The sequence below is a fragment of the Paenibacillus thermotolerans genome, assembly GCF_028745515.1.
GTDB classification, from domain to species: Bacteria; Bacillota; Bacilli; order Paenibacillales; family YIM-B00363; genus Paenibacillus_AE; species Paenibacillus_AE thermotolerans.
In genome coordinates, this window is record NZ_JAQZSG010000016.1 from 75440 (window position 1) to 95414 (window position 19975).

The following is a 19975-nucleotide window of genomic DNA, read 5'->3' on the forward strand; positions in this document are numbered from 1 at the left end:
TGTCGAGAACAGCATAGCACTTCCGCGAATTTCGTCCTATCAAGCATTAGTTGAATTTGCAGGCTTTTGGGTCATTCAACTGCCGGTAGAATCAATGTACACACCATAATGTAAATAAGCGATGGATCGGTTCCATCGCTCTGCTCTCGTTCTCAATCATCATATACAAAATCTAAGTCATTATTGTCGGACAGTTTAATTACTTTATTCTTATACAACTCCAACCTTGCTTCAAAATCTCCTCTATTTTTTTCATACTCCCGTGTCCATTGATACATCATTTTTAACATTGCAATATCAGGTTTATAATGACATTTTTCAATACCAAGATTTTGCTTGAGGAACCGAGTTGAAATTCTTACCTTCCTCTTCCAAAGCGGAGTATCGAGAAATATGATTGTATCAGCCATGTCAAATAAGCAACGATAAGATTCACGGTCGGTTCCTTCAAATATCCAAGAACCATGCTTATCAATTTCCATAATAACCTCAACCTGCTCTACTGCTGTCCGCTTGGATCTCCCCGACTCTGTACGATGATAGACGACAGTATCCAACTCATACCAAGGAACGTTGATTTTATTTGATAACCGCTTGGCAAATGTCGTCTTGCCACTCGCTACTATTCCAGTGATAAGAACCTTTTTCATATTCCTCCGCTGTACATGTCCCGCTAATTGAATACCATCACTTTTTCCCTATGGGTAAGCTCCATGAGGTTATGTTCGTTTTGTTGGAAAAGGATTCTGATACCTAGTTTCAATCCCACACCAATTTCCCCTTCCTCATTTTTGCTATGTATATGATTTGCCCTGTGTGGCTAGGTAGATGTCTGAATTGATGTAAGAGCATTTCCAGAATAGTGGATTGATTATTCAAGGCAGCGGAGTTAAACGTCGGGTAATTTAGATAAGGTTGTTCCAGAAGTCTTTCTGGGTTCGCTTTCATCATTTCAAGAACTCGAATGATGCAATCATATGATTTATTTGATATCTCCAACGCTTGCTCTTTTGACATTCGGAGACCGCGTTTGAATTCGTTGCTTCTATCCTCGATGTAAGTAGCGCCAAAGTATGCGGTTTCAAACCACTGATGAACAGCGCCCGAAATGTGTGCTATTAAATTAGCTATGCTGTTACTCTCAGGTGTCGGTGACCATATGATATCCTCTTCCGATAACTGTTCAATTACCTTGCGCGTCCACTTCTGATCTGCTTTATATTTGATCAATAGATGGTCAATCACAATATTTGAACTGTCCAATAATTTACACCTCCCATATTTTGCTACAATCGTATCAAACGTTTGTTCGCATGTAAAGGGGGGCAAAGCGTTGGATCGGGAACGGATATTACACTCATTCCCAAAGTCTGCTTATGCCTCTGATAAGAAGGGCAGCCTGGTCGACCGTCTGTTTCACGATTTCCGCAGCTGCGTGGTCTTTGGCTAACCTAAGGCCTTGGCCGGCCCAAAGTGACATATACTCCGGATTATTCATTTTAGAGGCTGCTTGGCGAATATCCCTCGTCAACGCGTTTTGAATCGGGTAGGCGGGAATATCCCCCTCATAGAAGCGCATATCCTTCATGAATTCCGTAAGAATGCCACGCGCAGCTTTTCCTGAATAGAAATTTGTAACCTCGGTTGAATCTTCGTTTGACGAAATTATTTTCTGCTTATGTACTGCATGGGCTCCGCTTTCAATGCTTGCTAAAAAAGCAGTACCCATCTGCACTGCGGAAGCCCCTAATGCGAGGCTTGCAACAAGCCCACGCCCATCCATGATGCCACCCGATGCGATTACGGGAACCGACACATGATCCACAATTTGCGGAACAAGAGCCATAGTACCAATCAGTGCGTCTGCGGTGCTTGTTAAGAACGAGCCTCGGTGTCCTCCTGCCTCACTTCCTTGGGCAACAACCGCGTCTACTCCAGCGGCTTCTAAAGCTATGGCTTCATCGACTGTCGTTGCTGTACCAACGACGAAAATCCCTTTCTGTTTTATGGCTTGAACAATATCCTGCGACGGTATGCCAAAGGTGAAACTAAGGACGGAGACATTTTCTTCAAGCAAGACCTGTACTTGTTCTTCGAACGACTCCACAAGCTTCGGGTTCGATGTATTTGGAGCAATACCTATCTCCGCACGATATTTGTTAAGGTAATTATTCATTGCGGCAATGGTATCTTGGGGGGGATCCGGTTGTTCGGGTATGAACAGGTTTACACCAAAGGGCCGATCTGTTCTTTGCTTTATCTCCCTGATGGCAATTCCGATTTGCTCAGGCGATAAATAACCTGCTCCGAGGTTTCCGAGCCCTCCGGCGTTTGAAACTGATGCAACTAAATCCGGCGTCGTCGGGCCGCCTGCCATTGGCGCTTGAAGGATAGGGTATTCAATCTTGAGCTTTCGTGTTAGTTCTGTCTTCATTATTTCAAACTCCTTCTTGGCTTCATCTGACGCTACACTAGCGTAACAGTTTACTTTGTTGAATTTCATATTCTTCGACATAATTACGATACTTATTGCCGTTGTAGTAATCTATAATGTCTTGGTTAATTTCTGGGTAGAGTTGAATCGTGTTTAATTCCGAAATCGGTATCCATTTTACAGCTGTTTGATTAGGGTCTGGCTTTTCGGGGAGTTTAGGGGTTCATCCTGCTTTCAATTCGCATTCAAATGTAATGCCAACGGAGTGCGTACTACCATAAATGTAGTTGTTTTTAGTTGGTTGATATTCATAAACAAATGCAACGGAACCGACTTTTATGTCGGCACATGCCTCTTCTTTGGCTTCCCGCATTACAGCTTCAACGAAGGTTTCACCCGCTTCAAGGCCACCTGCCGGAAAATTGTAATGTACGCCGTCGTCGTTATCGTTTTTATACTCGATGAGCAAGATGGCTCCATCCTGAATGATCAGGGCGCAAGCACGAAGGCGTATCTTCTCCACCCAATCACGTCCTTTTGGTTTTGGTTACGACCATAGAAAATTGTATCAAACCCACAGCAGACTCGTGTCACGGGTTGGGAATGTATTCACCTTCCTTCTTGATCCATGAATAAACATCGTTAAAAACTCTTTCTGTATCCCCATTCATCTGATATTGTTTATTGTCACTAATTATTATTCCAGATTCATTGATATCAAAGGAATAATTAGTTAGAGCGCCTTCCTTGTTTCGATAAAAGATAAACATCATAATTTTTCTGCCGGTGCTCCCTTTATATGTTCTGAGCTGCCGATGATACGATACTGTATCTAGTAAGTTGATCAACTCACTGATATTTGTCTTTTCATTAAATTGATTAAATTGTATTGAATAATGTTGCGTTTCGCCTTGAGAGATTATATGAAAAGCTATCTTTTCAACCTTAGTTGTATCTTTCATCACACTTTGAATCTTTATTGGATACGCAAAGTACCAAATTAATCCTAAAACAATGAATGCAACCATGATAGATATTAAAAGGCGCATTTTTTTCACAAAAGCATCCTCCCCTTCACCGCGAGTTAACGTTACCATAATCCCCTAAGTGACTTGTACAGTTTAAAAGATCGCATTCCCATTCATCGCATACCAGGAAGCCTGCCCGCGAAACGAACCTGCATATAAGCCATCCAGCTGCATAAGCTCATCGTGGGTGCCATCCTCCGCAATCGTCCCGTTATGCAGAACGAGAATGCGGTCGGAATAACGTGCCCACCCCAGCCTATGAGATACGAACACCGCCAACTTCCCCTGGACCAGCCTTTTGCAACTGTTATAAAGTTCCATCTCACCGCTAGGATCGATGGCCGAGGTTGGCTCGTCAAAGGCGACCACATCACTATTGCGCAGCAAGGCCCTTGCTATTGCAAGCCGCTGCCACTGTCCTCCCGAAAGCTCACGCCCGTCTTCCCACACAGATGTCAGCATCAGGTTTAGACCTTCGTCGCTCTCTCCTAAAGAATGAAGTCCGCACGCATCTAATGCAGCTTGAATGCTTTTGTCATCTTTAGCATGAATGGATTGGCCGGCTGTGACATATTCCCGTATAGTTAGAGGATAGTGTCCGCAATCTTGAAATACCGCACTTACGCTTTTCCATAATAAAATTTTGTCCAAATATCGGATATCATGACCATTGAGGGTGATTCGTCCTTCACTCGGCTCGAACAGTCCCAGCATCAATTTGATAAAAGTTGACTTTCCAGCGCCGTTATCGCCAACAAGCGCAACCGTTTGACCCGCATAAAGCGTAATATTTAGTCCGTGCAACACCGACTCTTCTACACCCGGATAACGAAAGGAGACGTTTTCAAATCGAATCGTATTTATCGGCTTCTTGAGGACCTCCAATTGATGTGACGACACTTTAACAGGTTCGATCAAAAACTCAGCCAGATCGGATGCTTTCACGCCCTGCACATAAAGTTTGCTTAACGACCATGACATCTGCAAGGGGACGCCTTGTGCTTGAAATATGGTTTGAAACACGATTGCAACCGTACCTACCGTAACCGCTCCAACATCAAGCCGATACATCATGATAGCTAGAGACGTAAACATGGTCGCCATGAACCAGGTGGCGAACCAAGCCGACATCTTCCCCTCTTGTCTTCTGTAATTGTTTCGCGTGATCTCATACGCGCTCGCCTTGCCGTACCATAATTGCCTAAAATAACTTGTAGCGCGAAACACCTTCAGTTCTTTCAATACTTTCGGCTCCGATAGCGACTGTTTCAAATAATCGGCCATTCGGCCGTCTGTCGTCAGCGCTCGTGCGCTCTGTTTAACGGCAATTTCAAGGCGAAGCCTCTGGATGAGAACGATCATGCTGACGGCTAATAGTAATATAGATAACGTAGGATGACCGGCAGATACTACAACAAGCATCCCTGCGAATGTGCAAATTAGACGTATCGTATCCGCTAAGTTTTTCAAAATGCCGGTCAACTCCTCTCCCGCTGCCGCCTGTGCCCTGCTTAGACGGTCATAGTACTCGGAATTTTCCAACTGCTCTAAAGAGGAGTGGATACTACGATTTTGAATCTCCGTTAACATGTGTAGTGAAGCCCGATTTGCCATCAATGTGTCGCTCATTTTTCTTGTAAATCCGAGCAGAGCCGCTCCTATGGACGCGCCTACAAGCAGAAGCAGCGACGGCCAAACTTCCCGGAACACAGTATCCCATTCCTTTCCTGCATAGCGGATCGCTATGTCGATCAGCTGCCGTTCCGCCGTTGCCAGAGGCACAATAACCAAACCCGATAATAGCGGAACCATTGACCATAGCAAAATCAAAAAAGGGTGCTTCATCGCAATCAGCTTCAGAAGCTTTACTATTCCAAAAGCCCGCTGTTTGTATTGATCCAAACCGTATCCTCCCTATACCTTGATCATCATGCATACCATGCAGACTGAAGATGATATAACCGCGCATATTCGCCTTGCCGCTCCATCAATTGCTCATGAGTCCCTTGTTCAACTAGATTGCCTTCCTTCAAAACGATGATGCGATCGGCTAGCCTCGCGGCTCCTAATCTATGAGTTACAAGAATCGCCGTTTGTCCGGCAGCCGCTTGTAGAAAATCGGAAAACGACTGTTTCTCCGCTTTGGGATCGAGTGAAGCGGTCGGTTCATCAAAGACGAGGAAGCTTTCGCCTCGCATAAACGCTCTTGCCACTGCAACCTTTTGCCACTGCCCGCCCGATAAATCAGAGCGTCCGAATTCCGTTCCCACGATTTCATCAATCCGTGTGGTCAGCCCGCCGATCCCCGCTTTCTCGAGAGAGTTGCAAATCATAGAGTCTTCTTCGATGTTATTCATATCACCGACAGCTACATTTTCCCGTAAACTCAATTGATAACGGGTAAAATCTTGAAAGACGACCGATGCTCGATAAGCAGAATCTCCGGCATTGACAGCACCTTGTTCCGTCATCCAACGGACCGTCCCTTCATCTGGGTTATACAGTCCTAGCAGAAGCTTTACTAAAGTTGATTTACCGGAACCATTTTCGCCTACGATTGCTACTTTTGATCCAGGCTCAATCTCGAAGCTGATCTGCTGCAACGTCGGTCGGCGATAGGGCGTTTTATCATATCGGAATACCAACCGTTCAACCTTCAACCCAATTTTTCCGGCATATCCAGTTTCATCGGCAAACCGGTCGTCTTCGAGCTCACGGTATGAAATAAAGTCATGCCCGCGGATCACCATTTGCGTCAGGGTTCCTACCTGTTTCACGGCATTCGGAATCGCTCCGGCCAATATGGTTATACACTGAAACAACATGACGTAATCACCGGCGGAACGTGAATTGCTCGTACTTGTCAGCATGATGATAAGGATCGCAACCCCGCTTATCAACGCAAGCGACATTTCCGGAACGAGCTTGCTCCTCTCGCTTTTGACCAGTGCTTGTTCGTTCCGCTTGCTTGCATCCTGAAAATATCCGATCCAGCGCTGCTGCAGTATAGATCCAAGGCCGAAAATCCGCATTTCTTTTGCAGGGCTTTTGGAAATAAGCAGATTGTGGATATGATCAGCCAACCTGAACGTTGAAGTTTGATTTATTTTAAAATGCTCCAAACGGGCATCTATTGAGGAAAATAACCAGCCTTGGAAGCTGCCGAAGGAAATTAAAAAAATAGCTAATGGCCAGTACCCCATCCAACAGATGACACCAAATAAAAATACAGTTTGCAAACTATTCAGTAGAAGACTCATACCTTCTAGATATACAGAATCAGGGGAGTACATCAATGCGCGATTTCGCAAGTCTTTCACCGCAGGCAATTCCGTCAGACGAAAAGGCAACCGCGCCGTCTTCTCGACTACAGCACGTTCTTTTTGGAGAGTGCCGATTTCGTAGATCCGCGTATGCATGAGCAATGATGAGGAACCGATAAAAGCCGAGGCTGTCATAAGGATGGCAAGAAAAGCACACAAGACGATCAAAGTTAATACTGAACCCGGTCGGCCCCATAGTTGAATGCTGTCAATCACAAGTTTAATTAAGATCAGTCTAAGCGGCAGCAGCAACATGTTGAGTGTGTCGAGCACCGCTTTTCGCTTCATCGGCCTCTGATCATCGCTGCCAATCATTTGTACCGAATACATAAAAATGCGATACATCTCGGTTATGATGAAAATCCCCCCATCGATTCGATATTGAAAAATGTATCCTAATATAGAAAAAAAGTGTAGACTGTTATTTCACCGGTATGTATAATAATATTATCGAAGGCAAGGATACCCGTGCTTTATTTGAATTCACCCAAAAACCGTAATACCATCTTCAGTATTTACTAAGACACCTTTAGGGTGTCTTTTATGTTTATACAACCCACACCAAACAGAAAAAGCAGGTTGCCGAAGCGACCTGCATGTGCGCGTTAGTGCAATCGCTTAACGAAACGGGACGGCGTCCTGTCCCATCAGCGGTGAACGCTCCAACAATTTCTTGATGATCCAGCCGTCGTCACGAGTGCCTTTCTTCAGGTGCCTACATGCCCCCTCAATAAGTCCCGCCCACCACATTGGCGCGAGCAGTTCCCACTCCACCGGCTCAAGAGGCGAAACTTCATCATAACCATAAATCACTTCGTCGTACTTTCCCCGCCACGAGAGCGCAAATTCGCCGACTCTATGATCCCAATGAGCAAGCTCAAAGTCGAGTATACCGGAGAGCTTCCCATCTTGGAATCGTAAGTTCCAAGGTGTAAAATCACCATGGATCACGATACCTGGCCGGGAATGCAACTGCAGTCCCTCCACCCGTTTGCGAGCACGTTCGAGGTGCCACCGCAAAATGCGTATTTCTTCCGGTCTATTCTTTTCATTTTCTGACAGCAATATATCTAACTCGTCGTCGAATAGGATCTCCTCACATCGCCGCCAATCCTTACGCTGTCCAATTCCGCTGAGTCTCTTAAGATCATTGTGGAATTGCGCTATAAGGCGTCCCCTGGCTCGCTGCTCGGCTGCCGGATTCTCGACAGAGGGCGGTTCACCTTGAAGATAAGGGAACAACCCCCAGAATTGCTCCCCCGACTCAATCGGCCCTTCAATGACGGATGCAACAGGCCATCCAAGTTCGGCAATGCTCTTGAGCAGATTTGCCTCATACTCGATATCATCGATGTGAGTTGCTTTATGCCAGAGGCGTAGTACAAGGCGTTCGTTATTACAGTTCACAAGCCAATGTTGGTTGAGTCTCCCTCCCAGCGGAGCGACTACATTGATATTAAGCTTTTCTAAGAGTTCACCACTTGGCAGCATCGAGTCTGCACTATTGCTCACCATTCAACCTCCCTTCTCTCAGTTTGCGAAAAAATGTATGTATCTTTTACACGATACCAATACTGATATATTTCTGAATATCCTAATTTTTCATACAGCCTAATGGCGGGGAGGTTGTTTGCTACAACCGCCAAATAGCTCGATCGAGCACCGTTATCCTTTCCCCATTGCAAAAGATGCCGTATCATCTGTTCTCCGAATCCTTGGTTCCTGAATGATTGATCCGTGATAATATCATACAACCCTATATAATCTCGTTCGATCACCGCAAAACCACAAGCGATCACCTGTTTATTGTGATACAGAGAAATGAACCCTTTTTTCGTCCTGATGTTGGAAAGCATTCGTTCGATTGTAGCCATATGATTACCTTTAAGGCCACTCAATCTACAGAACATCTGGATCCATTCCGCGTCGATTCGATCATCAATCTTTACATTTTGGAACTCGGGGGCTTGGATTTGATCTAATCTCCGTGTCTGGACACTGGTAAGGTCTATCTGATCATAGCCTTCTTCCTCTAAGACTTTATCAAGGTTATAAGGATGAATGAATGGCGTAATCTTAAAGGTGGTCCGCAATTGGTTAGCCGTGTAGATTTTCTCGCATTCTTGGATTTTGTGACGCAGGTCTAGTGATGAGCCGTAGATCGGACTGATCGAATTAGCCCGCTTCGTATATCCGTCCGCAAAACGTAATAACCAACCGTCGTACATTAAAGTTGATAAAGACTGCCAGTGATTTAATGATAATTCTTCAACCAACTTTTTTTCCATAAATGCCCTCCAGCGAATTGTATATTAATACAATTTAATGCATTAATATACATTATGCAAGAGATATTCGCTGACTGGCCCCACCTACAGCGTCCTAACCCCCCTTTGAGTAGCTGTGCGTAGTAAAATCAATCGCTCAAAAAAACCGGGCAAGATTCCTCTCGGATGAGGATCTTACCCGGTTATTTCGCGAACATTTGTTCTATTAAAAGTAGCCATTACCTATTTAACATCATAGCAAACAGTAAAACATAAGTCTATTTCTTTTTTGAAAAACATGCCAATATATGTATCAGGCTTTGAAATATTTAGGAGGTACTGTTATGAGCACTCAAAATGCCTTTAGTGAAGAAGATGCCCGATTGAATGAAACTTTGATGGAAATTGAACGACAACGTTCCCAACTAAAACCACGTTATTTTGGCGACGATTTTACCGAGCAAGTATTGGACGCTAAGCAAGCACAAACATTGGATCGCCTGGAGCAGCTTTATTCAGAACCTTACTTTGGCCGCCTTGACTTTCAGGAGGAGGGCGTACCTCAAACGATGAAGCTTTATATCGGTAAGCGAGGCATGGAGTGTGGAGATACCGGTCATCCGTATATCATTGATTGGAGAACTCCTATAGCAAGCTTATTTTATTCATTTACCGGTGGGGACACTGCTGTGTCTTACGAGGCGCCCGATGGGGTAATTAAAGGAGAAATACACCGTAAGCGCAATGTATCTATTCGCGAACATACTTTACTCCGTGTGGTGGATAGCTATGTACGTGGGGGCGAAAACAACATTGGCCTTGGCGATGAGTTCCTCTTGTATCGTCTTGGAGAAAAAAAGGATAACCGTCTGCGGGATATTGTCTCTACGATTCAGGCTGAGCAAGATCGAATCATACGGGCCCCACGAAATCTAGCCTTGATTATTCAAGGAACGGCCGGATCCGGAAAAACTACTGTTGCTTTGCACCGGCTTGCATTTTTAATGTATCAATATCAGGATAAAATGCGGGCGGAAAGAATGATCATTTTTGCTCCAAATACGATGTTTCTCGACTATATCTCCGGTGTGCTCCCTGAACTGGGGGTGGGCAATGTCAAACAAACTACATTTACGGAATGGGCACTAGACCTGCTGAGCGGTATAGACGGGCAAGTAAATCTTTCCAACGACAAATCTGAAGGAATCCTATGGTTTTCGCTGGAAGATCAGGAACCAACGACTATGGATCAAGCACCGGGAAGACTTAAAGGGTCTACTGCCTTCATGAACGAGATAAACGCCAAGCTTCGAAGTTTTGAAGAAAATTATATTAAAGACATAGATTTTATCCCATGGGAAGATTGCATATTGCCGGCACAAACTATTCGCCGTTGGTTTTACGAGGAATATCGCCATTATCCTATAGCCGCCCGCAGAGAACGATTAATCGGTCGAATAAATCGATGGTTAGAAATGCAGCTTAAAGAAGTAGCTGACAGTAAGAAGCGTAAAGTGATAAGTAAATCAGCAAAACATTGTTTGCGATCCTATATTAAGCACATTCCGGAAGTTAATGTATTCTCCTTTTACAGAAGCTTATTTCCCAAAGACTCGTATCTCGAGAAAAAATATGTCCAGCAGGAAGATCTCGCTCCGCTTATTTGGATTCACTTCACATTCAATGGATTGCCAAAACAATTGTTTGACCATGTGGTGGTTGACGAAGCACAGGATGCCTCTCCTTTCCAGATCGCACTGCTAAAAAAATGCATGCTTGAGCCCTCGTTTACGATACTGGGGGATTTGGCGCAAGGAATCCATGATTACCGTGGAATTCGTCGCTGGGAGGAGATAATGGAATTGTTTCATGTCGAACAAATCTCGTATCACGAACTAATACAAAGCTATCGGTCGACGCTGGAAATTATCGAATTTGCAAATCACATTTTACCCTTTACTGATTCGGCGGTTCCGTCAGCGCAACCCGTGTTTCGCAGCGGTGAACCTGTATCGTTCATTCCGATCACTTCGGAAAATGAGCGATTATCAACGTTGAAATCCATTATTCACGAATATCAAAGTGAAGGTATGCAAACCATCGCAATAATTGGACGTACATTCGAGGACTGCTTAAAAATACACACAGATTTATCGGATATGGGTTTCTCAGCATTTTTGATTTCGGAAGGGCAGCGAAAGTATCAAGGAGGCATTTCAATTGTTCCGGTATACTTGTCCAAGGGGCTAGAATTTGATGCAGCATTAATTATAGATGTCGATAAAAGACGATATACTTCTTCACCTAAGGACGCGAAATTATTATATGTCGGCTGTACCCGAGCGCTGCATAGATTAACACTGCTTTATCATGGAGAACCATCACCGTTGATACAATGATCAACTTGTCGTCCGACAACATGTCGGACGACATTTTTACTTTCATCTCATTTACATTTACCGAGCATTTACCTCCAGCACATTGCCGGTTTCATCTTCTATCACGCGAATATAATTATCGTCGATTAACTGAATTTTCCCATCCGGCCGCATGTTTTCATGCTGCTCGGTTAACCCGTGAGCGACTGCTTTGCGAATCAAGCCTTGATTCTTGAACACCAATGTATGCAGGTCGTAATCGCCGGTCATTCGATCAGCATAAACAACGGTTACTATCAGTAAATTTTTAGGGGTCCACTTGAAGTTTAATGTGAGATTATGAGTATTCACATTCATATCCTTCAGTCCCAACGGTATCGAATCCTTATGCCCCGTATAGACATTGGTAATCTCAAGATCCCCTTCGCCTGCGCGAATCATATAGCTGTGTCCCATCATACTTCCATAAAATGTATCGTTATAATTTTTCAGTCCCGTAACGGTCACTTTTCCTGTCTCCTTGTTCCATTCGGCCACTTCACCGTCCAAGACGGCTGCGAGGAATCGGATCGGAACATAGAGATGACTAATATACCACACAGGTTCCCTTCCCATATCTACCTTTTGACCGTCCACTTCGGCGAACCTGCTTCCCATGTGAACGACAATGCGCTTCTTATTCCCGCTTAAGAACGCCGTGTCTTCACCTTCCATACCCCAACGCAAGCTTGCCGCACTTCCGAGCGTGAAAAAACTTCCGTAAGTTACTCCGTCCTTAAGAAGCGTATCCACATGGCTTTTACGTCCATCCTCCCATACCGTTTCCAGCACGACATACTTGGAAGCCGCATTTGCCATATGCGCTCCCGCTGACAAGAGCATCGGCATAATAAGAATAATAACGGCGGCAATTTTCCATTTGTTGATCTTCAAATTTCGTAACACTCCTTAAAATTACTCAGAAGTCTTTGCATATCCTTAGACGCAATTACAGTTGTTTGGTTGCATCGATACGATATATGCCGTTGTTTCCAGGGTGATTTTGAATCCATTAACCTCGAAGATGCTTGCACCATACAAACATATTTCCGAGTGTTTGAAAGCCGACCCTCGTATAAACTCGCATTGCGTCATCCGGTTCGGGATCAAGCGTCCACATTCCTCCGTGATTGATGTATAGCTTGCTGACGCCGGCTTCCTTCAAGCGGCGCATGCACTCGTACAACAGGTTCGTCGCCAATCCCCGCCTTCGATGTGTGGGAGCCGTTCCGAACGGCTCGATAATGGCAATATTGTTCTCGCTGTCGAGCCAAATATTTGCAAAGCCGACGACTTGATTCGTCTCGTCCGCAATGACCAAGTCCAAATCCTGACGGTACGTCGGGCAGGACATCAAACGGCGATAAATCGCCATATCCGGCGCAGTCAACCCGGCTGAACCGGTCATGATAACGACCTTTTGCTCTAAATCGCCGGTCTCAATGGGTCGAACCTTGAACCCTTCAGGAAAGGCAGGCTCTTGGTTCGCCGTTTTCAAATCGATTACCCCGGAATACATGTACCACGTATGCTGCTCGTATCCTCTGGCCTTCAAAGTCTCTACTCGGGGCTGGTCTTCCACATAACCCCAAATATAAACTTCTTGTCCGCTCCGATCTTCGAGCGACGGACCGCAATACTGTTTTTCCGCCCAGGCGAATATTTCATCTTCCAGATGAACGTATTGAGGCCCGGTAAAGCAATAAACAATTCGATAATGCCCTGGCCAAATGGCGCCGATGATCGTCCCGTCCTCGATTTCGCAAATCGTCAGATTTTGCAGGAACGTTTCGCCGCCGAAGGCGCGGTTGTAGTCGAAATCCCCCAGACTTGGGTAAAACCGGCGGTTCGGGTCGATAAATTTTTGGGTGATCACCTTGCGGAGCGCTATGTAATAGCTCTCATCCCTGTATGGCCGAAACTGTACCGTCATATGTTCTCACTCTCCGCCTCTGACAGCTATAAAGAACGGCTGTTCAACGTTCAGAATAATCCATTATTTAGGAACACTTCAAGTGAAAAAACGATTATAGTTATGTCTCCCGCCTGAGGGCTGCTCGCTCTAACGGACGGGTATGCAGTTATTCGGCGTTTTGGATGAAGTTTTCAGTTTTAACGGACACCATTGCAGTTATTGCTTCGAAAAAGCGGGGATCAGCGCCAAAAATCGGGGTTTAGTGTCTGTGGTGTCCGTCCCTCGTATTTAAGGGGAATGCTCACGAATACTCTCTCATTCGCAGGATTTCGATGTCTTGGTAGGGGAGAACATTGTAAGTGAATGCAGGGGTAGACGCCGCTGAGNAGGAATCAGCGCCAAAAATCGGGGTTTAGCGTCTATGGTGTCCTTTAGCTGTTTTGAAGTGGGCAAATTGGCGGTATAGCGTCTGTGGTGTCCGTTAGCCGTGTGGGGGTGGGTCCATCGTGTCCGTATTTTCAAGTTTCCTTGTTCTTAATGTAGCATTGTAGCATTTATCTGCCTCAAAAGGGGATGTCCCCGCTCGAAACTAAAAAAAGACGCACCGTAAAGGGCGTCTCATCTCACTATAGAACTAATGTTCGTTTGGTGAAGCACTCAAAGCAAAGCCATTGTATATTCGACCTTCATATTATTAGTATAAAACAGACGTAAAAATAAGTCTATATTTTTTCCGCAGCATGCTCTATATTTTGTTTACCCGGCCGGGGAAACAAATACCGCGCATGTACGAGGAGGCAGTCGTGCAAATCCGTTTATGGAATACCAATTTGAAGGTCCGGTTGTTCGGCGAAGCGCTGTTCAACATGCTGTTTTGGATGTACTTCCCGTTTATTACCGTCTATTTCGGCGAAGCGTTAGGCAATCACATCGCAGGCTTGCTGATGACGGTCCCGCCGATTTTCAGCATGCTCGGGAGCCTGCTCGGCGGCGCTTTGGCGGACCGGTTGGGACGGCGCCCCGTCATGCTGCTGGGCGCGTCGCTTCAAACGCTGATGTTTGCTATGTTTGCGATGTCGCCGTCCCACTGGATCGACTACTTCGCCTTTATCGGCATCGGGCTGGGGGGAGCCGTATACAGGCCCGCAAGCTCGGCTATGGTTGCCGACCTCGTTCCCGCGCATAGCCGCCGCCAAGTGTTCGCAACGTTTATGACGGCCAACAACATCGGCGCGGTGCTCGGTCCCGCCCTGGGCGCCATATTGTTCTTCCACTATCGTCAAGAGCTGCTGTGGACGTGCGCAGCCGTGCTGCTGCTCTATTTTACCGCCATTTATTTCATCGTTCACGAAACGCTGCCGCAATCGGCCAAGAAGGCGGAAGCTTCCGCATCGATCGCTCATGTGTTTAAGGAACAGTGGCAGGGTTACGGCGTCATTTTTCGCGATAAAGTGTTTCTGGTTTATATACTGGCAGGCATCTGCGCCTTGGTGTCGATTATGCAGCTGGATCTGTATTTGCCGGTATACGTGATCAATCATGTCCCTCCTCAGCCTCTGTTCGCGTGGAGCGGGCGTCCCGTTATGTCGCTCTCCAGCACGGAGGTGTTCGGATGGCTGCTCGGCTTAAACGGTTTGATGTTTGTCCTGCTGATCCTTCCGGTAACGAAATGGTTCGGTCATTGGAAAGAGCGCAATTTATTCATGCTCTCCTCGCTGTTGTCCGGTGTCGGCACATTCCTGATCGGATTGAACTCGAATATTTGGTACCTGTTTCTCATCACGGTCGTCTTTACCTTCGGCGAAATTTTACGTTCTCCGGTCATGCAAAGCTTCATCAGCCGCTATGCCCCGGAGCATGCGCGCGGACAATATATGGGGGCCGACAGCCTGCAGTACACGATCGGGAAGTTTTTGGCCCCGATGACGGTGTTCCTGTCCGGCTGGGTGCCGCCTATGGGAGTACTCACCGTCATATTGGCGTTCGCGTGCGTCAGTGCCGTACTATATTTCCAATTGTTTCGGATGTATGCGGAGCAGCCGGAAGCGGCTAACGTACAAAAAAGCGAGGCCCTTATTTAAAATAAGGGCCTGGCTGCTCTTTCGTAGACGGCCGGAGGTCTTTGAGCGCGGGCCATCCGTCGTTCCACTCCAGCGGATCGATCATAAGCGGTCTGCGGGTCGCCCCGTTGCCGAGCTTCGGATAACTGACATCCACCGCATGATAGACGAGCCAGTCCGTTCCGTTGTCGTCCCGAACGATCGAATTATGCCCCGGTCCGACGAACTCCTTCTCTTCGCCCGTCATAAACATGCCGACGACAACAGGCTTGCCTTGCGAATACACAATGTCATCGCCTTGCTGATCCGTATAAGGGCCTTTAATATTGTCCGAACGGGCGACCGCAACCCTATAAGTGCTGTTTTCTCCCTCGCAGCAGGACCCTAGTGACCCGAAGAAGTAGTAATAGCCATCCCTCTTAATAATGTACGGCGCCTCGTAATCGGAACCGGCAATGCGAAACTTTTCGCCGGTTATACTTAGCCCGTCCTTCGCAAGTTCAATCCCGTAAATTCCGTGAAAGCTTCCCCAGAACAAATAGGGGGTTCCGTTGTCGACAAACAGCATCGGATCGATCGAGTTCCTAACGCCGATTTCGTCGCTTGTAAACAGCTTTCCTTTGTCCTCGAACGGTCCGGCCGGTTTGTCCGCTACCGCCACTCCGATGCCGGGGTTCGGATCTCCCCACTCCGACATCGAATAATACAAGTAATATTTATCGTTAAAATATGCGATGTGCGGCGCCCACAGCCCTCCGCTGTCCTTCCATTCCGGCTTCGATTCGAACGCCTCTCCCGATACCTCCCAGGAAATCAAATCGGGAGATTTCAGGATGGGGATAAGGCGCGAGCCTTCCCCGTCTCCCCAATCGTCCTCCGTGCCGAAGGCGTAAAACAATCCGTCCTCCCCGCGAATGACGGACGGATCGGCCAGCACGGGCTCGAAAACCGGGTTAGTATATAACACCGGCTCCGGCTGAGCTTCCGGGGCATTGCCGCTGCCGCCTCGATCGGCAACAAATATGGCCGCGATAGCAATCATCAAAGCGGCTCCGGCTAAACCTGCAGCTACCGCCATAGATTTCTTCATACCTGCCCCTCCGGTTCCCATTGCGCGAGATCAGCCCTTCATACCCGTCATCGTGATGCCTTCGACGAAATATTTCTGAGCGAAGAAAAACAGCAAAATCGTCGGGATTAACGCCAACACCGAACCCGCCATAATGTACGTCCATTCGGCATTGTAGAAGCCTTGAAACGAAGCGAGAACAAGCTGCAGCGTGTACTTTTCGGGCGTATTAATGTAAATCAGCGGACCCAAAAAATCGTTGTAACCGCCCAAAAAACCGAATATCGCCTGAGTCGCGAGCGCCGGCTTGGACAGCGGCACCATGACGCGGGAAAATATGCCGAACGGGCTCAGGCCGTCAATCTTCGCCGCATCCTCGAGCTCCGAAGGAATCGTCTTGAAAAACTGCCGCAGGAAAAATACAGCGGCCGCCGCGCCGAACATGCCGGGGATCATCAGCGGCTTCCAGCTGTCGATCCAACCGATGTACTTAAACAGGATAAAGGTAGGAATCATCGTTACGACTCCAGGAATCATCATGGTAGCAAGCAAAGCGACGAACAGGATGTCACGCCCGGGAAATCTCATTCTGGCGAACGCGTAAGCCGCCAATGCGCTGGTAAACAAGCCGATAAACGTCGGCGGAATAATGATGATTAAGGTGTTGGCGAATCCGCCGAGCAAGCTTGCCTTCGTTAATACAAAAACATAGTTTTCCCAAACCCATTCCTTCGGAATCCATTCCGGCGGCATGGTAAACACGGCTCCCTCAGGCTTTAAGGAGGTGGAAACCATCCATAAGAAGGGGATGGCCATAAACAAAGAGCCCGTGATGAGAAACAAATATGCGATTGTTTTTCGGATGGTGCCGCCCTTTCTCTGCCGAGAAGCGGCTGATATTCGATTAGCAGTCGTTACAGTCAACGGAACTCCCTCCTTAATCGTAATGGACCCACCGTCTGGACAGCCTGAAGTTGATCAGCGTGATGATCATGATCGTAATGCCCAGCACCCATGCCATAGCGGAAGCGTATCCCATGTCCATATACCGGAACGCGTTAAGGAACAAGTAGTAGACGATGGTCGTCGTCGAGAAATTCGGTCCGCCTTCGGTCATGATCATAAATCTCGGGAAATCCTGCAGCGCCCCGATGATCGAAGTGATTAATATAAAAAGGGTTGTCGGCGAAATGCCGGGAACGGTTATATGGAGAAACTTTTTCCACCCGTTCGCTCCGTCAATTTCTGCGGCTTCGTATAAAGATTGCGGCACGCCTTGCAGTGCGGCCAAATAAAGCACCATGTTAAAGCCGAGCCCCGACCATACGCCCTGAATAATCATAGCCGGCATCGCCCAGTCTTCGTCGTTCAACCAGGAAGGCCCCGTAATATGAAGAAGACTAAGGAAATAATTAAGCAGCCCGAAGTCGGAGTTAAAAATCCATTTCCAAAGCAGCGTCAAAGCCACGACCGAGCTGATCGTCGGAAGGAAAAATGCGGTTCGAAAAATATTGATTCCTGTAACTTTCTGATTTAAAGCAATGGCGATTCCTAAGGATAGCACCATACCGACGGGAATGCCCGCAGCCGCATAGAAGGTGTTTACCATCGTCTTCCAAAACAGCGGATCGTCGAACAGCAGCTTATCGTAGTTTGCAACCCCGTTGAATACCGGAGGATTGAATACGTCGAATTTCGTAAAGCTCACGTAGACCGAATAGACGATCGGGATAAAAGCGAAAAGCATGAAGCCCAATATGGGAGCCGAAATAAATAAATATGCCCATGCGTACTCTTTGTTAAAGCGGCGCTTGTTCACCGTCCCCACCCTTCCATTGAATTATAAACAGTAAGGGAGAGAAGTTCTCTCCCTTATCGTTTCACGATTGTTATTCAAATAGATGCGGGTTGCCCTCTTTCAACGCTTTGTCGATTTCCGGCTTCAACTCGTTCATTAAATCCTGAGCGGATTTTTTGCCGTCCCACAGCTGTCCGAGGTTTTGATTCAGTACGTCCCACCATTTGTTGTTCGGCACATACGTCCAAGGACCCGGACGCTCCGCTTCGGCCGCCTTAATGAACACCTCAGCATGCTCCGGTTTTTGGCCGGGCTGAAGGAATACGTCCGTATTCGCCATCGATTTAAAGTTCGGGATCGCAAACCCAAGCTCCGATTGAAGCTTTTGTCCTTCAGGTCCCGCGAGGTACTCTACGAGCCTGTGGGCAGCTTCCGGGTTTTTCGATTTGGCATATATGCCGAAGCCGACGGATCCGCTCCAGCCCGCCCACTGCTTTGTCGGGAGAGGAGCTACGTCCCAATCGAAATCGAGCTTGCGGTATGCCGGAACCATCCAACGTCCTTGAATGATCATGGCGAGCTTGCCGGTTTCGAACATTTGACCGTCGTTCATCGCTTGAAGCGCGCGGGAATCGGGGGCGACGCGGTGTTTGTTTCGAATATCCGCCGCAAATTGAAGCGCATCCGTCCCTTCTTTGCTGTTCAGCACGAATTCGGTCCGGTCCGCGTTCAGTACTTCGCCGCCGTTGCCCCATACGAAGCCTTCCCACCAAATCGGCCCCATTCCGTATTGCTCCGGCTTGCCGTCGCCGTTGTCGTCTTTCGTTAATTTGGCGGCGAGGCCGAGCAGCTCATCCCAGGTCATCGGAGTATCCGGGCTCGGATAAGGAACTTTGGCTTCGTCGAACAATTTCTTGTTATAGTAGAGCACCGTCGGGCCGATATCCTTCGGCAACGCGTACAAATCTCCTCTTCCCAGGTTCTTGCCGTCATACTTGTAACGTCCGAGCGCCGATTCCCAAATATCGTTCAAATCGATGGAGCTCGCGTCCACGTACGACTGGATATTCATAAGAACCCCTGTGCTGACCCATCTGCCGAAATCGCCGTCCGGCACGTAAAATACGTCGGGAGCGTTTCCGCCGGCCAGCACCGTATTCATCTTTCCTACGTAATCTGCAGGAATGTGCAAATATTCGACATCGATATCCGCATTTTTCGCTTCGAAATCTTTAATGAGCTTTTCAAATACCGCTTTTTCCTCCGGGTCGCCCCATCCGGAAAACTTAATTTTCGTAACTTCCTTCGGCGGTTCGGTTTTCGTGCTTTCCGAATCGGTGCCGCTGTCTGCAGCTTTGCTGTCTTGTGTCGCCGGCGGCTCGGAGTCGGCCGATTCGGGAGTTTTCGCGCAGCCTATTAACGATCCAAGTACAAGGATGAGGCATAAGAGAAACAGAGCATTCTTCTTAAACATACTTCAATCCCCTTTCTAATCGCTTTTCGATTCCATCGGTTATTTGCATTACAGCATTAGAAATTTGTGTCATAATGGGGAAGAGCGAGAAGTACTTCCGTACCTTCTTCTCGAAGCCGTGAGCGAAAGGATCGCATTCCATTGGCGTGGGCGACCCTTTCGTTCTTTTTTGTACTTCCATCCCCTTGCA

Annotated in this window: 18 protein-coding genes; 2 read left to right on the forward strand and 16 right to left on the reverse strand. The window is 47.2% G+C overall.

Annotated elements, in window-relative coordinates; translation table 11 throughout:
• Nucleotides 1–152 precede the first annotated feature (152 nt).
• The 9 genes from PT964_RS14685 to PT964_RS14725 all read right to left on the reverse strand — a co-directional run bounded on the left by PT964_RS14685 (nucleotide 153) and on the right by PT964_RS14725 (nucleotide 9073).
• Complete coding sequence (locus PT964_RS14685) at nucleotides 153–650, reverse strand: P-loop NTPase family protein (protein WP_274364114.1); 498 nt, start codon at nucleotides 648–650, stop codon at nucleotides 153–155.
• A 109-nt stretch (nucleotides 651–759) separates the two neighbouring features.
• Complete coding sequence (locus tag PT964_RS14690; RefSeq protein WP_274364115.1) at nucleotides 760–1263, reverse strand: DinB family protein; 504 nt, start codon at nucleotides 1261–1263, stop codon at nucleotides 760–762.
• 94 nt (nucleotides 1264–1357) lie between these two features.
• On the reverse strand, nucleotides 1358–2437 hold the full coding sequence (locus tag PT964_RS14695; protein WP_274364143.1) for an NAD(P)H-dependent flavin oxidoreductase: 1080 nt from the start codon (nucleotides 2435–2437) through the stop codon (nucleotides 1358–1360).
• A 220-nt stretch (nucleotides 2438–2657) separates the two neighbouring features.
• Complete coding sequence (locus PT964_RS26430; RefSeq protein ID WP_337995035.1) at nucleotides 2658–2957, reverse strand: NUDIX domain-containing protein; 300 nt, start codon at nucleotides 2955–2957, stop codon at nucleotides 2658–2660.
• A gap of 67 nt (nucleotides 2958–3024) precedes the next feature.
• Nucleotides 3025–3531, reverse strand: coding sequence for a hypothetical protein (locus tag PT964_RS14705; RefSeq protein ID WP_274364116.1), 507 nt, complete (start codon nucleotides 3529–3531; stop codon nucleotides 3025–3027).
• 24 nt (nucleotides 3532–3555) lie between these two features.
• Nucleotides 3556–5364 carry an ABC transporter ATP-binding protein gene (locus PT964_RS14710; protein ID WP_274364117.1) on the reverse strand — a complete coding sequence of 603 codons (1809 nt, stop codon included), beginning with the start codon at nucleotides 5362–5364 and terminating at the stop codon, nucleotides 3556–3558.
• A gap of 26 nt (nucleotides 5365–5390) precedes the next feature.
• Nucleotides 5391–7115 carry an ATP-binding cassette domain-containing protein gene (locus PT964_RS14715; RefSeq protein WP_274364118.1) on the reverse strand — a complete coding sequence of 575 codons (1725 nt, stop codon included), beginning with the start codon at nucleotides 7113–7115 and terminating at the stop codon, nucleotides 5391–5393.
• A gap of 288 nt (nucleotides 7116–7403) precedes the next feature.
• Nucleotides 7404–8297, reverse strand: coding sequence for a phosphotransferase enzyme family protein (locus PT964_RS14720; RefSeq protein WP_274364119.1), 894 nt, complete (start codon nucleotides 8295–8297; stop codon nucleotides 7404–7406).
• The gene (locus PT964_RS14725; protein ID WP_274364120.1) at nucleotides 8294–9073 is read right to left on the reverse strand and encodes a GNAT family N-acetyltransferase; all 780 of its coding nucleotides are present in this window, start codon (nucleotides 9071–9073) and stop codon (nucleotides 8294–8296) included. Before PT964_RS14725 ends, PT964_RS14720 begins: the two co-directional genes overlap by 4 nt.
• 323 nt (nucleotides 9074–9396) lie before the next feature.
• Between PT964_RS14725 and PT964_RS14730 the strand changes: the two genes are divergently transcribed.
• Nucleotides 9397–11451, forward strand: coding sequence for a HelD family protein (locus PT964_RS14730; RefSeq protein ID WP_274364121.1), 2055 nt, complete (start codon nucleotides 9397–9399; stop codon nucleotides 11449–11451).
• Nucleotides 11452–11508: 57 nt separating this feature from the next.
• Here PT964_RS14730 and PT964_RS14735 read toward each other — a convergent pair whose 3' ends face one another.
• On the reverse strand, nucleotides 11509–12363 hold the full coding sequence (locus tag PT964_RS14735) for a stalk domain-containing protein (protein ID WP_274364122.1): 855 nt from the start codon (nucleotides 12361–12363) through the stop codon (nucleotides 11509–11511).
• Nucleotides 12364–12481: 118 nt separating this feature from the next.
• Complete coding sequence (locus tag PT964_RS14740; RefSeq protein ID WP_274364123.1) at nucleotides 12482–13402, reverse strand: GNAT family N-acetyltransferase; 921 nt, start codon at nucleotides 13400–13402, stop codon at nucleotides 12482–12484.
• Nucleotides 13403–14187: 785 nt separating this feature from the next.
• Here PT964_RS14740 and PT964_RS14745 point away from each other — a divergent pair.
• Nucleotides 14188–15465, forward strand: a complete 1278-nt coding sequence (locus PT964_RS14745; protein ID WP_274364124.1) for an MDR family MFS transporter — start codon at nucleotides 14188–14190, stop codon at nucleotides 15463–15465.
• Here PT964_RS14745 and PT964_RS14750 read toward each other — a convergent pair.
• The 5 genes from PT964_RS14750 to PT964_RS14770 all read right to left on the reverse strand — a co-directional run bounded on the left by PT964_RS14750 (nucleotide 15458) and on the right by PT964_RS14770 (nucleotide 19966).
• Nucleotides 15458–16534, reverse strand: a complete 1077-nt coding sequence (locus PT964_RS14750) for a family 43 glycosylhydrolase (RefSeq protein ID WP_274364125.1) — start codon at nucleotides 16532–16534, stop codon at nucleotides 15458–15460. The two genes, PT964_RS14745 and PT964_RS14750, sit on opposite strands and share 8 nt — an antisense overlap.
• Before the next feature lie 30 nt (nucleotides 16535–16564).
• A complete protein-coding gene (locus tag PT964_RS14755) occupies nucleotides 16565–17437 on the reverse strand; it encodes a carbohydrate ABC transporter permease (RefSeq protein ID WP_274364126.1) in 873 nt (290 codons plus the stop codon).
• Between the two features lie 13 nt (nucleotides 17438–17450).
• A complete protein-coding gene (locus PT964_RS14760; RefSeq protein ID WP_274364127.1) occupies nucleotides 17451–18332 on the reverse strand; it encodes a carbohydrate ABC transporter permease in 882 nt (293 codons plus the stop codon).
• A gap of 70 nt (nucleotides 18333–18402) precedes the next feature.
• Nucleotides 18403–19785 carry an ABC transporter substrate-binding protein gene (locus PT964_RS14765; protein WP_274364128.1) on the reverse strand — a complete coding sequence of 461 codons (1383 nt, stop codon included), beginning with the start codon at nucleotides 19783–19785 and terminating at the stop codon, nucleotides 18403–18405.
• On the reverse strand, nucleotides 19778–19966 hold the full coding sequence (locus tag PT964_RS14770) for a hypothetical protein (RefSeq protein ID WP_274364129.1): 189 nt from the start codon (nucleotides 19964–19966) through the stop codon (nucleotides 19778–19780). The genes PT964_RS14765 and PT964_RS14770 overlap by 8 nt, the downstream gene beginning before the upstream one ends.
• Nucleotides 19967–19975: the final 9 nt, after the last annotated feature.

Coding starts and splice junctions, on each gene's coding strand:
- PT964_RS14685 (WP_274364114.1), bottom strand. CDS start 650: ATGAAAAAGGTTCTTATCACTGGAATAGTAGCGAGTGGCAAGACGACA.
- PT964_RS14705 (WP_274364116.1), bottom strand. CDS start 3,531: ATGGTAACGTTAACTCGCGGTGAAGGGGAGGATGCTTTTGTGAAAAAA.
- PT964_RS14715 (WP_274364118.1), bottom strand. CDS start 7,115: ATGTATTCGGTACAAATGATTGGCAGCGATGATCAGAGGCCGATGAAG.
- PT964_RS14725 (WP_274364120.1), bottom strand. CDS start 9,073: ATGGAAAAAAAGTTGGTTGAAGAATTATCATTAAATCACTGGCAGTCT.
- PT964_RS14730 (WP_274364121.1), top strand. CDS start 9,397: ATGAGCACTCAAAATGCCTTTAGTGAAGAAGATGCCCGATTGAATGAA.
- PT964_RS14740 (WP_274364123.1), bottom strand. CDS start 13,402: ATGACGGTACAGTTTCGGCCATACAGGGATGAGAGCTATTACATAGCG.
- PT964_RS14750 (WP_274364125.1), bottom strand. CDS start 16,534: ATGAAGAAATCTATGGCGGTAGCTGCAGGTTTAGCCGGAGCCGCTTTG.
- PT964_RS14765 (WP_274364128.1), bottom strand. CDS start 19,785: ATGTTTAAGAAGAATGCTCTGTTTCTCTTATGCCTCATCCTTGTACTT.
- PT964_RS14770 (WP_274364129.1), bottom strand. CDS start 19,966: ATGGAAGTACAAAAAAGAACGAAAGGGTCGCCCACGCCAATGGAATGC.